The 15,109-nt window shown below is 57.0% G+C and carries 14 protein-coding genes; 9 read left to right on the top strand and 5 right to left on the bottom strand.

Going from position 1 to position 15,109, the window contains the following annotated elements; translation table 11 throughout:
* Nucleotides 1-129 precede the first annotated feature (129 nt).
* Both KO498_RS01620 and KO498_RS01615 read left to right on the top strand, forming a co-directional pair.
* Complete coding sequence (locus tag KO498_RS01620) at nucleotides 130-996, top strand: branched-chain amino acid aminotransferase (protein ID WP_215958124.1); 867 nt, start codon at nucleotides 130-132, stop codon at nucleotides 994-996.
* Between the two features lie 185 nt (nucleotides 997-1,181).
* Nucleotides 1,182-1,367 carry a hypothetical protein gene (locus KO498_RS01615; RefSeq protein ID WP_215958123.1) on the top strand — a complete coding sequence of 62 codons (186 nt, stop codon included), beginning with the start codon at nucleotides 1,182-1,184 and terminating at the stop codon, nucleotides 1,365-1,367.
* Here KO498_RS01615 and KO498_RS01610 read toward each other — a convergent pair.
* From KO498_RS01610 to KO498_RS01590, 5 genes are all read right to left on the bottom strand, one after another.
* Nucleotides 1,357-2,127 (bottom strand): SDR family NAD(P)-dependent oxidoreductase, encoded by a 771-nt coding sequence (locus KO498_RS01610; protein WP_215958122.1) that lies wholly within the window; start codon nucleotides 2,125-2,127, stop codon nucleotides 1,357-1,359. The two genes, KO498_RS01615 and KO498_RS01610, sit on opposite strands and share 11 nt — an antisense overlap.
* A complete protein-coding gene (locus KO498_RS01605) occupies nucleotides 2,127-3,338 on the bottom strand; it encodes an ABC transporter permease (protein ID WP_215958121.1) in 1,212 nt (403 codons plus the stop codon). The genes KO498_RS01610 and KO498_RS01605 overlap by 1 nt, the downstream gene beginning before the upstream one ends.
* A gap of 5 nt (nucleotides 3,339-3,343) precedes the next feature.
* On the bottom strand, nucleotides 3,344-4,615 hold the full coding sequence (locus KO498_RS01600) for an ABC transporter permease (protein ID WP_215958120.1): 1,272 nt from the start codon (nucleotides 4,613-4,615) through the stop codon (nucleotides 3,344-3,346).
* A 92-nt stretch (nucleotides 4,616-4,707) separates the two neighbouring features.
* The gene (locus KO498_RS01595) at nucleotides 4,708-5,811 is read right to left on the bottom strand and encodes an extracellular solute-binding protein (protein WP_215958119.1); all 1,104 of its coding nucleotides are present in this window, start codon (nucleotides 5,809-5,811) and stop codon (nucleotides 4,708-4,710) included.
* A gap of 109 nt (nucleotides 5,812-5,920) precedes the next feature.
* Nucleotides 5,921-7,021 carry an ABC transporter ATP-binding protein gene (locus tag KO498_RS01590; protein WP_215958118.1) on the bottom strand — a complete coding sequence of 367 codons (1,101 nt, stop codon included), beginning with the start codon at nucleotides 7,019-7,021 and terminating at the stop codon, nucleotides 5,921-5,923.
* 448 nt (nucleotides 7,022-7,469) lie between these two features.
* Between KO498_RS01590 and KO498_RS01585 the strand changes: the two genes are divergently transcribed.
* Genes KO498_RS01585 through KO498_RS01555 form a run of 7 tightly spaced genes read left to right on the top strand, consistent with a single transcriptional unit; the run spans nucleotide 7,470 to nucleotide 14,507 of the window.
* Complete coding sequence (locus KO498_RS01585) at nucleotides 7,470-9,176, top strand: class I adenylate-forming enzyme family protein (protein WP_215958117.1); 1,707 nt, start codon at nucleotides 7,470-7,472, stop codon at nucleotides 9,174-9,176.
* Nucleotides 9,173-10,465, top strand: coding sequence for a 3-hydroxyacyl-CoA dehydrogenase (locus KO498_RS01580; protein WP_215958116.1), 1,293 nt, complete (start codon nucleotides 9,173-9,175; stop codon nucleotides 10,463-10,465). The genes KO498_RS01585 and KO498_RS01580 overlap by 4 nt, the downstream gene beginning before the upstream one ends.
* Nucleotides 10,462-11,241: an enoyl-CoA hydratase-related protein gene (locus tag KO498_RS01575; RefSeq protein WP_215958115.1), complete on the top strand. Its 780-nt coding sequence runs from the start codon at nucleotides 10,462-10,464 to the stop codon at nucleotides 11,239-11,241. The genes KO498_RS01580 and KO498_RS01575 overlap by 4 nt, the downstream gene beginning before the upstream one ends.
* A gap of 24 nt (nucleotides 11,242-11,265) precedes the next feature.
* A complete protein-coding gene (locus KO498_RS01570; RefSeq protein ID WP_215958114.1) occupies nucleotides 11,266-12,576 on the top strand; it encodes an acyl-CoA dehydrogenase family protein in 1,311 nt (436 codons plus the stop codon).
* Entirely contained in the window at nucleotides 12,573-13,340 is a 768-nt protein-coding gene (locus KO498_RS01565) for an SDR family NAD(P)-dependent oxidoreductase (RefSeq protein ID WP_215958113.1), read from the top strand. Before KO498_RS01570 ends, KO498_RS01565 begins: the two co-directional genes overlap by 4 nt.
* Before the next feature lie 3 nt (nucleotides 13,341-13,343).
* A complete protein-coding gene (locus KO498_RS01560) occupies nucleotides 13,344-14,117 on the top strand; it encodes an SDR family oxidoreductase (protein ID WP_215958112.1) in 774 nt (257 codons plus the stop codon).
* 18 nt (nucleotides 14,118-14,135) lie between these two features.
* Nucleotides 14,136-14,507, top strand: a complete 372-nt coding sequence (locus KO498_RS01555) for a VOC family protein (protein WP_215958111.1) — start codon at nucleotides 14,136-14,138, stop codon at nucleotides 14,505-14,507.
* Nucleotides 14,508-15,109 lie beyond the last annotated feature (602 nt).

Here is a 15,109-nt window from a genome sequence, read left to right as displayed (position 1 = left end):
TATTTTAAGTCAGCTTTATTGACACTCCAAGCCTCAACTGTTAGCCATTCTGAGTTTCTGCGCAATATTATGCTCACTTCCGGCCTATTTGCGCAACTTATGTAAACCTGATGCGTAGAGGAGATCACAATGTCAGGCTACGATGATCGTGACGGCAAAATCTGGCTTGATGGAAAGCTGGTTGATTGGCGCGACGCCAATGTCCACATTCTCAGCCACGCGTTGCATTATGCCAGCTCTGTGTTTGAGGGCGAGCGCTGCTACGACGGCAAGATTTTCCTGTCCCGCAAACACTCCGAACGTCTGCACAAATCGGGCGAGCTGCTTGATATGCCAATCCCGTATTCGGTCGACGAGATCGAAGCTGCCAAGCGTGAAGTGCTAGATGCCAACGGCCTCGACAACGCCTATGTGCGCGTTGTTGCGTGGCGCGGCGCAGGCGAAGACATGGGCGTAGCTTCCTCCAGGAACCCTGTGCGCATGGCCGTCGCGGCTTGGGAGTGGGGCAGTTATTATGGCGACGCAAAGTATGATGGCGCCAAGCTCGACATTGCCAAATGGAAGCGCCCCTCGCCCGAGACGATTCCGACATCAGCCAAAGCCGCGGGCCTCTACATGATCTGCACGATGTCAAAGCACGCCGCCGAAGCAAAGGGCTGCTCTGATGCGCTCTTCCTTGATTACCGCGGCTACGTTGCCGAAGCGACAGGCGCCAATATCTTCTTCGTCAAAAACGGTGAAGTCCACACGCCCGATCCGGACTCTATTCTCAACGGCCTCACCCGCCAGACAGTGATCGGTATGCTTGAGGAGCGCGGCATCAAGGTGCATGTGCGTCACATCATGCCTGAAGAGCTCGACAGCTTCGAGCAGTGCTGGCTCACAGGCTCCGCGGCCGAAGTGACGCCCGTTGGCCAGATCGGCGAGCATACCTTTGAAGTCGGCACGCTGACCCGAGAAATATCAGAAGCCTATGAGGCGCTGGTGCGCAGCTAAGGCATCTCCAGTTCTTGTAACACTTCAACAAGAACTGGAACGCTTTCAGCTACAATCACGATCAAGGGCGGTTATTGTCTCGCCCTTGAAGCAAATTTTCCAGAGATAACCACGTGACTGGCACAGTTTCGTCAGAATTTTCCTGCAGTCTTCATCTGTTGATATAGAAGATTCTGGAGAAACCCGTGCAAGCTGCCGCAGCACAAACACCTGATGCACAATCCGCCAGCCTCTCGGTGCCTGCTGCTGCGCTTTTGGTTTGCCTCGTGGTGGTTTTGCTGTCGGCTCAGTCGTCGGGGCAAGGTCCATACGACACCGCCAGTGCTATTCAACTGCCGCCGCACGTTACCGTGTCACCGCTCAAACCTTGAACTGACGCTGCATCTTCGCCATGCCGCCGATCCAGCGTTCGTAATTCGCGGCCTTAGCGCGGAAATACTCGTCGACATTCGGGTGTGGCAAAATCAGAAAGCGCTCCGCTTCCACGCCGTCGATCGCAGCCTTGGCTACGTCTTCCGCCGAAATGATTCCATCCATAGCAGCGGGGTTGTTGGGGTCGTCGCCTATCATGGCTGTGTTAACAGCTTGCGGGCAAAGTGCAGAAACCCGAATGCCATCATCGCGATGGGTGATTGCAAGGTTCTCTGCAAATCCGAGCGCCGCGTGTTTGGTCACTGAGTAAGGCGCGCTGCCGATCAGTGTGAGCAAGCCCGCAGCAGAAGCCGTGTTCAAAAAGTAACCGCCGCCCTGCGCCTTGTAGCGAGGCACCATCGCGTTTGCCGCGTTGACATGCGCCATGACATTCACGTTCCAGGACAGCGCCCAGTCTTCAGCGCTTGCCCCGCCTGCGTTCTCAAAGCTCAGGTCCAGCCCGTTAAGCACGCCGGCGTTTGAGCAAAACAACGAGATCGGCCCGTGCTTATCCTCGACTTCCACAGCCAGCGCTTCAACTTGTGCGGCGTCAGTCACATCGCAAACATGCCTCGAGTCGGCCGGGGTGTCATGCACGCTTTCAAGAATGTCAGTCGCCGCAACGTGCGCCGCCCCACGCGCCCGAAGTTCATTGACCAGCGCAAGGCCAATACCGCGCGCAGCACCAGTTACAACAACTGTTTTGCCCGAGACATCCATCAGCTTGGAGACATACCGCGCAAACGCTCCGAGCGGCGGCGTAGCATTTCAAGCGTTGTCAGCAGGCAGATCGAGATGAAAACAAGGATTGTCGCAACCGCCAGAATTGTCGGGCTTATCTGTTCACGCAGGCCGGTGAACATTTGCCAAGGCAGCGTTTTTTGACTGGCCGAGCCAACGAACAGCACAACAACGACCTCGTCAAAGCTGGTAATGAAGGCAAACAAACCACCCGAGATAACACCGGGCAAAATCAGCGGCATCTGCACGCGGAAGAACGTGGTGATCGGGTCGGCCCCCATGTTCGCCGCCGCACGTGTGAGTGAGCGGTCAAAGCCAACCAGCGTCGCCGTAACGGTGATAATCACAAACGGAATGCCAAGCACCGCATGAGCAAGGATAACCTTGATGTAACCCACGAGGTTTTTGTCGAGGCCAAGCGTGCTTTCCATCCAGTTACCAAACTGGCTGTAGAAGAAAAACATACCCGTTGCCGAGATGATCAACGGAACGATCATAGGCGAAATCAAAATTGCCATGATCGCGCGGCGCGCCGGAACATGCGACTGCGACAGGCCAATCGCGGCCATCGTGCCAAGGCTCACCGAAATGACCGTCGCGATCGGCGCGATGATCAGCGAGTTCTTGAAGCTGCGCTGCCACTCGTTGTTGCTAAAGAAGTCACGGTAGTGCTTGAGCGAGTAGCCCTCGGGATCAAACCGAAGCATTTCCGGCGTGAAGGTAAAGAAGTTCTCGGCATTGAACGACAGGGGCATAACCACCAGAATTGGCGTGATCAGGAAGATAAAGATCGCTCCGCAGATAACGCGAAATGCATAGTGCCAAAGCACCTGACCAGCTGTGAGATAGGGCGGGAGATAGGAGCGATACCGCCCCTCATATATCCAGTAGATCATCCAACCGCCAACAGCGCCGAAGATCGCGCCGAGCACCGCACCGGGGATGCCAGCACCAGCAAAGCCAGCAATGCCAAGCCCCGCGAAGGTTATGCCGCGACCCGCCCGCTCATCTTTCAGAACGTTAATGTAGAGAAAGGCCAAGCCAACAAGCAGGGCCGCGCCGCAGATCGCTCCGATAGGCCCGCTGCCATTTGCCGTGCCAACGAACAGCCCGATGAAAGCCCCGAACAGGCCAACAACCAGAGCAACCAGCCAGAACGGTTTGCGCGAAATAGGTGTGAGTGCTGCCATTTTCTTTACCCTAACTTCACGTTGTCGATGCCCACGATCTTGTCGTAGGCCCAGTAGAGAACAAGAACCGCCGCCAGCAAGATCGCCCCAAGCGCGGCCGCGAGGCCCCAGTTGCCCGAGATGGAAATGTGGTAAGCGATCCGGTTCGAAATAAAGACGCCCTTCGCGCCGCCGACGATCTCGGGGGTGATGTAATAGCCGATCGACAGGATAAACACCAAGATCGAGCCCGCTCCAATGCCGGGGATAGACTGAGGGAAATACACCCGCCAGAAGGCCGTCCAGTTCGTCGCGCCAAGTGACTTGGCGGCGCGCAGGTATGTCGGCTGGATGGTCTGCATCACCGAATACATTGGCAAAATCATGAACGGCAGCAAGATATGCGTCATCGCGATCACGGTGCCGGTTGCGTTGTTGATAATCACCAACCTGTCATCAGTCGCCACAAGGCCAAGCCATACAAGCACTTCGTTGATCACGCCCTGCTGTTGCAACATCACTTTCCACGCCGAGGTGCGCACCAGAAGCGAAGTCCAGAACGGCAACAGCACGAGGATCATCAGCAGGTTCGCCGAACGCGCAGGCAGGTTCGCCAATATCCAAGCGACAGGATAGCCGAGCAACACGCACATTCCGGTGATGACCAATGACATCCAAAGCGTGCGCTTGAACAGCGTCATCATGATGCGCTTGCTTTCAGACTGTACAGCTACGCCCTCGGGAGTGCGCTGCATGTCTATCGCATTGAGGTAATAGCCGTTGGTGTAATTCACCGAATGGGTTTGGATAGCTTTCCATGTTTCGACGTCACCCCACTTCTTATCAATCTTGATAAGAGCTTCTTTGAAGGGGCCGTCTGTTTCCAGATCCAACTTCTTGATCTTGCGACCGGACTTGCGAAACAAACTCGAGATGCCTGTCTTTTCGAAATTCAAGCGTCTTCCCAGTTTGGTGTGTTGTTTGGCATCAATTGCCACCAGCATGTCAGCTGTGAAGGCCTGATAAACCGTCTCGTCTGGCAACTCACCACTTGTGCCATCCCAGTCTTTCAGCACAGCAACGGTTTTGGGCAAAACTTCCCCGACTTCACGGTTGTCGACTGAGCGGAAAAGCATCTCGCCGATCGGCCAGATAAACGAGAACATCACAAACAAAAGCAGCGGTGCGATCATCAACAACGCCCGCATCTTTTCCACACGTAACGCGCGGGCAAGGCTCTTTTTAAGCGGGGTTCCGTCCGCCGCCAGCACTGGGCCTGTGTGGGTTGTCTCACTCATGTTCGTCCCCGTTTTGGTCTGCTTGTTCTTACAAATTGTCTAACAAATAGAGGGTCGGAGAGGCCGCAGAATAACGGCCTCTCCTAAGTGCTTTACTTGGCGAGCCAAGCTTGGAACTTCGCGTCGATGTCGTCACGGTAGTCAGCCCAGAACTCGTAGTTGTAAAGGAACGTGTTCTTGGCGTTGTCCGGGTCGGTTGGCATGTGTGGTGCCATATCGATGCCGAGATCAGCGTGCTTGCTTACAAGCGGAGCCGATGACTTGCGTGCAGGGCCGTAAGCGATGTATTTCGCTTGGTCGGCAAGACGCTGCGTGTCTGTCGCGAACATGATGTAATCAAGTGCGCGCGCTTTACGCTCGTCTGACAGGCCTGCCGGAATGATCCAACCGTCAAGGTCAAACACCTGAGCGTCCCAGAGCATTGCAACAGGTTGCTTTTGCTCTTCGATCACGCTGAACAGACGGCCGTTGTATGTTGAGCCCATGATGACTTCACCATCAGCCAAAAGCTGTGGTGTGTCGGCACCGGCTGACCACCAGACAACACTGTCTTTGATCGTGTCGAGTTTTGCGAGCGCTTTGTCTTGGCCTTCGGGAGTTGCCAGAACTTCATAGACGTCTTCTTTCGCAACACCGTCACAAAGCAAAGCCCATTCCATGTTGTTGATAGGGCGCTTTTCGAGCGAGCGCTTGCCAGGATAGGCTTCAAGGTCAAACACGTCACAGATCTTGCTTGGCGGTGTGTCACCAACAAGGTCAGTGCGGTAGCCGAATGTTGTCGAGTAAACGATCTGCGGAATGAAGCAATCGCTGACCAGCAGCTCGCCAAAGTCCTCAGAGGCTTTCATACCGTTGTCGCCGTCAGCAAGCTGTGTGTCGGCATCAATTTCCATCGCGAGGCCTTCGTCGCAAAGGCGCATGGCGTCCGCTGCAACAACGTCAACAACGTCCCATGTGACGTTGCCGGCTTCGTTCATCGCGCGCAGTTTTGCGACCGCTTCAGCCGAGCTGTCGTCGTTGATGATGTTGACACCCGACTTTTCAGCATAGGGCTCGTGATAAGCCTTGAGCTGTGACTTGGAGTAAGCGCCGCCCCATGAAACGATGGTCATTTCATCGGCCATGTCAGCAGCACCGGAAACGCCAGCAACCATAGTCAAAGCTGTTGTCGCCATTAGTGTTTTCGTAAATTTCATTTTTGGTCTCCCGTGTATCGCCTGTTTTGGTAAGTATCGGTCTGGCGCATCAGGCGCAGCGTCAGCCCACTTCAATCGTCGCATCCGAACAGTCGGACACGAGATATTCTTATGCATCAAGCGCGCGGCAATCTTCAGGAAGCCAACCGATCTCGATCTGCTCACCCGGTTTGAGGCGCGTCTGGTCAGGTGCGTTGCGTGACTTGATGACAAAGTCGTCATTGCCAGCAACCCGAAGCCGCGTGCGGAAAATGTCACCCATGTAGATGAACTCAAGCACCTCGGCCTTGAGCGTGTGCGCGTCGGCATGCAGACGGCTCTTGTCAAATTCGACACGCTCGGGGCGGATTGAAACTGTTGTGCGTTGGCCAACTTCACTGACGTTCACAGGCATCGCATCAATCTCTTCGCCGCTGTCGAGCACGACAACGCATTGGTCACCGCTGATAGATTTGACCTTGCCGCTAAGCGTGTTGTTCTCACCGATGAACTGCGCAACAAACGAGTTTTGCGGGTTTTCATACAGCTCGTCCGGCGGCGCGATTTGTTGGATACGGCCGTCATCAAACACCGCAACGCGGTCTGACATAGTCAAAGCCTCGGTTTGGTCGTGGGTCACATAAACCGTGGTGATACCAAGCTCATGTGCTAGGTGCGTGATCTCAAACTGCATCTTTTCGCGCAGTTGCTTATCGAGTGCGCCGAGCGGTTCGTCCATCAGAACCAGCTCAGGCTCAAACACCAGAGCACGCGCCAGAGCGACACGTTGCTGCTGTCCGCCCGAAAGCTGCGCAGGGCGTCGCCCGCCGAAGTCACCCATCTCGACCATATCAAGCGCGCGCTTAACCTTGGCTTCGCGCTCACTCTTGCCGATCTTGCGCACTTCCAGCGGGAAGCTCAGATTTTCGGCAATCGTCATATGCGGGAACAGGGCGTAGTTCTGGAACACCATGCCAATGCCGCGCTTGTGCGGCGGAATGTTATTGATGCTCACCCCGTCAATTTTGATCTCACCATGTGTGGCAGTTTCAAACCCCGCCAGCATCATCAGGCAAGTCGATTTGCCCGAGCCCGACGGCCCTAGCATTGTCAAAAACTCGCCCTTGGGAATTGAGAGGTTGAGGTCTTTTACAACGAGCACTTCGCCGTCATAACTTTTCTGGACACGTTCGAATTCAACGAACGCATCGGCAATTTTTGTGTCAGCCAAAACAGGCTCCCCGTTTGTCTTTGCGACTTTGCGCCGCTTATCAGATGGTATCTAACCTCATTGGCACGGCGCAATGCAACCCGATAATCTCATTTCTTTTTTTGCCATCCCCGCCCAGTATCCGATAACGCCACAACGCTTCCGCCGGAACATCGGTTGTGCTTTTCCACCAGAATAACCGTTGCTGTCGCTGGTCATCTGCCCCTCTCCAAGCCGTTTCGAGGGCCACACTGAAGCGCGCAAAAGCCTCGCTGCACCGCCTCATAAGCTTGCGAAGCACTTCTGACGTTACGAAACCACGCCTCGTGGAACCAAGTTCCGTTCTGCGGTATTGGCAGTAGCAAATTTCCCGCTTAACCTCTGGTCAACAGAGTCGTTTGCGCATCGTTTCAGGGGCACGCGGTTCACCGCCAAGGGAGAGAAACATGTTCATTCGTCAGGTATCGCCATGACTGCGATGACACTTGAGGCCGCCGCGAATCATGTCATAAGCACCAACCCTGTCTTTGAGGTGCACAGCGTTGAAGTGCGCGGCGTCACCGTCAAGGCCTTCAAAAACATACCGCAAACCGTGCCTGCTCTACTCGCCGCCGGATGGGCTGCTCACAGCGACGGAACGCTTGAGTATCTCGCCTACGAAAACGAAAGCCAAACCTACGCAGAGTTCACAGCGACGGTTCACCGGGCCGCCGCCGCTATGCGCGACGAGTTGGGCGTGCGGCAGGGCGACAGGGTCGCAATTGCAATGCGTAACTATCCGGAACTGCTGGCTCTTGTCTTGGCTATCTCCGAGCTCGGCGCTGTTGTTGTGTTCGTCAATGCACTTTGGACAACCCAAGAACTTGAGTTCGCATTGCGCGACAGCAGAGCAAAAGTGGTTTTTGCCGATGGCCCGCGCATGCAGCGGATTTTGCCTCTTCGTGAGACGTTGGGGCTAACTTTGGCAGGCGTTCGTGACGCGCACGACATGACAAACCACAACTACAAGACACTGGTGAAAAACGCTAAGTCTGACAATGCGCCAGAAGCCGAGATTGCCACCGATGACGACTTCGCAGTGATGTATTCCTCCGGCACGACAGGAAACCCAAAAGGCGTTGTGCAGACGCACCGAGGCGCAGTTAATGCGGTGTTCAGCTGGTTGATGCAGTCGGTCATGGCCCCGCTTGCGGCCCCTCCCGAACCCGGCGCGCCCGACGCGCCGCGCCCTTCTGCCCTGATCGTCACCCCGCTGTTTCACGTTACCGCAACCCACCCCTTGTTTCTGCTCAGTTTGCCCGCAGGTGCCAAGATCACCCTTATGCACAAGTGGGATCCCGAAGAGGCCGTGCGGCTGATCCGCGACAACAACATCACCCGCTTTCTGGGAGTTCCGACACAATCCGCCGAGTTGATGGAAGTCGCCTTGCGGCTAGGTGAAACGCTGCCGACGATGGACTATCTCGGCGCCGGTGGGGCCAAACGCCCCGCCGCACAAGTCGCGCGGCTTTCCAAAGCATTTCCGAATGCGGGCATCGCCACAGGCTGGGGCATGACAGAGACCAACGCGCTCGGTATCGGCATGATCGGCGACGATTATAAAGCCCGCCCCGAGAGCGCCGGTAAACTGCACCCGCCCCTGCAAGAGCTCAAGATCCTCGGTGACGATGGCGCTGAACTGCCCCTTGGCGAGCTCGGAGAGATCACCGTCAAAAGCCCCGCCAACATGCGCTGCTACCTCAACCAACCAGAGGCGACAGCCGAAGTCTTGCAAGACGGCTGGCTGCGCACCGGCGACTTGGGCGTGCTTGATGCCGAGGGCTATGTCACCATCCTAGATCGCAAGAAAAACATCATCATTCGCGGTGGCGAGAACATCGCCTGCCTTGATGTCGAGGGCGCGCTGCACGGTCACCCCGACGTGCTTGAGGCGGTGGCATTCTCGGTTCCCGATGAGCGCCTCGGTGAAGTTGTTGGCGCTGCGCTGCATCTGCGTGAAGGTGCCGCGACGACCCTCGAAGAAATGCTGGAGTTCCTCGACGGCACCCTCGCCAAATACAAACTCCCCGCGCACCTTTGGACTCAACACCAAAGCTTCCCTCGCGCGGCCACCGACAAAAGCGACAGGCGTGCCATTCGCACGGCCTGTCTGAACAACCAAGAGGCAACAGTATGACACACCCAACCGAAGCCGAGACAGGCGCATATATCGCCGAAGCCGGCAAACAAGCATGGCAAGTTCCCGGCCTGTCTGAAAGCACGCCAAAGCGCCCTATAAAGACTGTCGGCATCATCGGCGCAGGCACGATGGGCGGCGGTATCGCGATGAACTTTGCCACCGCTGGTTATGAGATCAAGATTGTTGAAACCAAGCAGGAAGCGCTTGATCGCGGGCTTGGCGTGGTGCGCGGCAACTATCAGCGCTCCTCCGACAAAGGCCGCTTTCCGCAAGAAGAAGTCGAGGCCCGTATGGCCCGCTTTGACGGGCGGCTGGCGATAGCCGATCTGGCGGATTGTGATCTGGTCATTGAAGCCGTGTTTGAAGACATGGCGCTTAAGCGCAAAATCTTCACCGAGCTTGACGCCGTAATGAAGCCCGGCGCGATACTGGCCACCAACACCTCGGCGCTCGACATTAACGAGATCGCCAGCATGACCAAGCGGCCGGAAGATGTGATCGGATTGCACTTCTTCTCGCCCGCCAACGTGATGAAGCTGCTTGAGATCGTCCGCGCCAAGCACACCGCCGATGATGTCGTCGCGACTTGCATGTCTCTGGCGCGCGACATCAACAAGATCGCAACCCTCGTGGGCGTTTGCCCCGGCTTTGTTGGCAACCGCATCCTGTTTGCCCGTCAGATACAAGCCAACAAACTGGTCTACCAAGGCGTCATGCCGTGGGATGTTGACGCAGCCCTCAACAGCTTTGGCTTCAAGATGGGCCCCTTCCAGATGTCTGATCTGGCAGGCCTTGATATCGGTTGGTCAAAAGGTGCGAAAACCGACAACCCCATTCGCGACGCGCTCTGCGAGCTTGACCGCCGCGGCCAGAAAACCAAAGCAGGCTTTTACGACTACGACGAAGACCGCCGCCCCGTGCCCTCGGACGTGACCGCTGGCATCATCCGCGATATCACCGGCGCTGAGCCAAGCTCCATGAGCGCGGAGGAGATCATCGAAAACTGCATCTATCCGATGATCAACGAAGCCATCAAAATCCTTGAGGAGAACAAAGCCCAGCGTCCTTCTGATATCGATGTTGTCTGGCTCAACGGCTACGGCTGGCCCGCCGACAAAGGCGGCCCGATGTTTTACGGCGACATGGTCGGCGCGCAGGCGGTGCTTGACGTAATGGAAAAACTCGGCGCGGCAGATCCGGCATTTACACCCGCCCAAACGCTGCGCAAACTCGCGGCTGACGGTGGCAAATTCACCGAAATCGACACCGGAGGACTAAAAGTATGAGCTACGAGTTTATCAAGACCGAGACGCGCGGACATGTGCTACTTGTCACCATGAACCGCCCGGAAGTTTACAACGCAGTGCACGTCGATATGCACAACGAGATGGCCGACTGCTGGGACAAGTTCGCTGCCAATCAAGACCTCTGGGTTGCCGTGCTCACAGGCGCGGGCGACAAGGCCTTCACCGCTGGCAATGATCTGAAAGCAACGGCAGCGGGCACAAGCAAAGCCAAGATGACCGAGACAGGCTTTGCCGGCCTCTCCTCGCGCTTTGATCTGGAGAAACCTATCATCGCAGCCGTCAACGGCTTTGCCATGGGCGGCGGGTTTGAAACTGCGCTGTCTTGCGACATCATCCTCGCGGCTGACACCGCCAAGTTCGCCTTGCCTGAAGTCAAAGTCGGCTTCTTTGCAGCTGCTTCCGGTGTGCAGCGTCTGTCACGCTACATTGGCCGTTTGGCCGCGCAAGAGCTCATGTTCACAGGCCGCACGATCAGTGCCGCCGAGGCGCTTGAGCTGGGCTGCGTCAACGCTGTCTACCCCGCCGATCAGCTGATGGAAAAAGCGATGGAAAAAGCCGAGCAGCTCTGCGCGGTCTCGCCTTCTGCCGTCAAAGCAACCAAGCGGGTGCTCAATGACATGCACCTGCGTGACGGCATGAAAGACAGCATCGCTTTCTCTCGTGAAGTGATCGCCGATCTGTCAAAAACCGAAGATTTCAAAGAAGGCGTCGACGCCTTCGTTGCAAAGCGTGCGCCCAACTGGGTCAACAAATAATCTTGCCAAATAGGAGGCACCTAAATGTCTGACAAAGATACAAACCTGAACAACCTTGGCATTTCCGACAAAGCCAAACCGCTCCTGAACGCAGTCATCAAGCACATCCGCGAAAATGTTGATCCGATGACAGAAGAGTTTCACCGACTCGGTGAAGGCCGCGAGGATCGCTGGTCATACCATCCGCGCCAGCTTGAACTGCTCGAAGAAGCCAAACAAAAAGCCCGAGACGCGGGGCTTTGGAACTTCTTCTTGCCCAACGCCGAAACAGGCGAAGGCTTGGCCAACCTCGACTATGCCTACATCGCTGCCGAGCTGGGCAAGAACCCCCTCGCCTCGGAAACCCTTAACTGCTCGGCGCCAGACACGGGCAACATGGAAGTGCTCGAGCGCATCGGCACACCCGCCCAAAAAGAACAGTGGCTGAAGCCGCTCTTGGCCGGTGAAATCCGCTCGGCTTTTGCCATGACCGAACCTGATCGCGCCTCCTCGGATGCCAAGAACATCGGCATGACTGCGGTGCTGGAAAACGGCGAGTGGGTGATGAACGGCGAGAAATACTATATCTCTGGTGCCGGTGATCCGCGCTGCAAAATCATGATCGTGATGGTCAAAACCTCCCCCGACGCTGAGGCCTTCCGCCAGCAATCCCAAATCCTCGTGCCGATGGATCACCCCGGTGTCGAGATCGTCGGCCCGATGCACGTTTTCGGCCATGACGACGCGCCGCACGGGCATATGCACATCCGGTTTACCAACGTGCGCGTGCCGGAAGAGAACATCCTCTGGGGTGAGGGCAAAGGCTTTGAGATCAGCCAGGTGCGCCTCGGACCAGGCCGTATTCACCACTGCATGCGCTCTATCGGACAAGCCGAGAAAGCGCTTGATCTGATGATCGACCGTGGCCTCAACCGCGTGGCCTTTGGCAAGAAGATCGTTGATCTCGGCAAGAACATGGAAACCATTTCCCGCGCCAAGATCGAGATCGAATCCATGCGCCTGCTGGTGCTGAAAGCCGCCAAAGCGATGGACGTGCTCGGCAACAAGGAAGCCCGCATCTGGGTCAGCATGATCAAGGCCAAAGTGCCGGAGCAGGTTTGCGACATCATCGACCAAGCCATGCAGGTGCACGGCGCGACAGGCATCAGCCAGTGGTCGCCGCTCTCTGGTATGTATGCACAGCAACGCACCCTGCGCTATGCTGACGGCCCCGATGAGGTGCACCATCACGTCATCGCACGCCACGAGGTGCAAACTTACAAAGACAGCAACTCGCGCCAAGACGCCATCAAAGGCGACACACAAGCCCGCGGCTCAGGGGGGTTCATGGGATGAACTTGTTTGATCTGACAGGCAAAGTCGCGCTGCTCACAGGCGCATCCAAAGGCATGGGTTACGAGATGGCCCTCGGCCTCGCCAAGCACGGTGCGACAGTGGTGATATCGTCGCGCACCCAAGACGAGCTTGACGCCGCCGCCGCGCAAATCAACGAAGCAGTGGGCGGCAAGCGCGCCCATGGCATTGCCTCAAACATCGTGCACAAAGACAGCCTGCAAGCGCTGGTCGACAAAACGCATGAGGTTGCTGGCCCTATCGACATCGTCGTCGGCAATGCAGGTGTGAACCCCTACTACGGCCCGATCACCGGCATCTCCGATGAGGCCTACGAGCGCACCATGAACGCCAATGTGCAGTCAAACCTCTGGCTGGCGAAAATGGTCGCGCCCGACATGGAAGGCAAAGGCGGCTCGATGATGTTCACCTCCTCGATCGGCGCGTTTAGGGCTTCCGACACACTGGGAACCTACGGCATGTCAAAGCTCGCACTCATCGGCCTCGTGCGCAACTTAGCGGCCGAGCTCGGCCCGAAAGGCATCCGCTTTAACGCGATCTGCCCCGGGCTGGTCAAAACCGACTTCGCCCGCGAGCTTTGGGACAAACCAGGCGTTGAGGAGAAATACTCAAAGGCCATCCCGCTCCAGCGTTTGGGCGAGCCTGACGACTTTGCAGGCCTTGCTGTATTCCTTGGCTCTGACGCCAGCAAATACATGACCGGACAGGCGCTCACCGTCTGCGGCGGCTCAAGCATGTGGAGCTGAGGCATGGAGCTTAAAGGCAAAATCATCGTCGTGACAGGCGCGGCCAGCGGCATTGGGCAGGCCATGTGCCAACGCTTCGCCGCCGAGGGCGCCAAGCACATCGCTTGTGTTGACCTCAACCTTGAGGGCGCACAGGCGACAGCGAGCGAGATCGGCGGCACAGCTTACGGCGTCAATGTCGGCGTTGCAGACGAGATCGTGCAACTGATCGAAACCGTCGAGCGCGACATCGGCCCGATTGATCTCTTCTGCTCCAACGCTGGCATCTCTGTTGCTGGCGGCGTTGAGGTTCCTGACGACGACTGGCAGCGTATCTGGGACATCAACGTGATGTCACACGTCTGGGCCGCCCGTGCCCTCGTGCCGCTCATGTCGGCGCGTGGCGGTGGCTACTTGCTCAACACCTCCTCGGCGGCAGGTCTGCTCAACCAAGTCGGCTCGGCCCCCTACGGCGTCACAAAGCACGCCGCTGTCGGTTTGGCCGAATGGCTGGCAATGACATATGGCGACCAAGGTATCAAAGTCAGTGTCCTTTGCCCGCAAGCCGTGCGCACCGAGATGACACGCGGCCACGAAGACCACGTCGCCGCCATCGACGGAATGATGGAGCCGGAGCCCGTAGCAGAAGCCTGCGTGCAGACTATCCGCGCTGAGGAGTTTTTGGTTCTGCCGCATAAAGAAGTCATCAACTACATGCGCGCCAAAACCGACAACTACGACCGCTGGATCGGCGGCATGCGCAAACTCAACCGCCGCTTTGGCGAGATTGAAACCTAAAGAAAAAGGACGACCCCTATGATCGGATATACAACACTCGGCGTTTCAGACATGACCCGCGCCAAAGAGTTCTACACCTCCCTGTTTGAAGCCCAAGGCGCCAAAGTCGTGATCGACTCTGGCCGCATCGCCTTCATCGGCACCAAGCGCGGCGAGCCTATGCTGGCGGTCTGTGAACCCTTCAACAAAGAGGCCCCGACCGCTGGCAACGGCACAATGGTCGCCTTTCCGACGAGCAGCAAAGAAGAAGCCGAAGCGCTCTACAACAAAGCAATCTCCCTCGGCGCAACCTGCGACGGTGCCCCCGGCCAGCGCATCCCCGACCGCTTCTACGGCGCCTACGTGCGTGACTTTGATGGCAACAAACTCTGCTTTTTCGTGTTCGGATAAAACCAGCACCCAACGCAGCTTAACACTGGCTGAAAGGTCAAGTATATCTGGCCCAAACCAGACATTCCCTTCAACCCAAGCAAAGGCCCTCAGCGCGGACAAAGCAGCCGTTACCCTTCCGAGTGTTTGCTGACGCAGCATCCGCTCGCACGCGCGGCACGCTCATCGCCGCGTTGCAGCCGATGTCGCCAGACCGGTCATTCAAAGCCAGTCTGAGGCGCGAATTTCGAACCGCCCATTCGCTGCAACCACGACCAGCTATCGAGGAGCGGGACTTAGCACTAGTTCGCCGCGTTGGCCCCAACGGCAGTTTTCGGCACCTTACGTATGCAGAGAAAAACACCAAGGACTGGCAACCGGTTATTTGCCGCGAGCGCAAGCTGGTCCAGGTCTTCTTTCAGAAGCAGAGATTTACCTCCTGCTGTCTACAGTTCGTGTAGGACTTTCTGCCACAGTTGTCCTTGATTTTCCCGGTGGCGTTCCGGATGCCCAGCTCACCTACCGGCGCAAAGGCGAAAGGTGTCCGCGCCGCTTCACTGGCCGTCTTCCTGCGGGTATGGATGCCGGTCACAACGGCGCCAACGTGTCAACAGGTCGGAACC

Origin of the sequence: Lentibacter algarum (assembly GCF_018860975.1) — a bacterium.
GTDB classification, from domain to species: Bacteria; Pseudomonadota; Alphaproteobacteria; order Rhodobacterales; family Rhodobacteraceae; genus Lentibacter; species Lentibacter algarum_A.
This window is presented reverse-complemented; position numbering and strand designations above follow the sequence as displayed.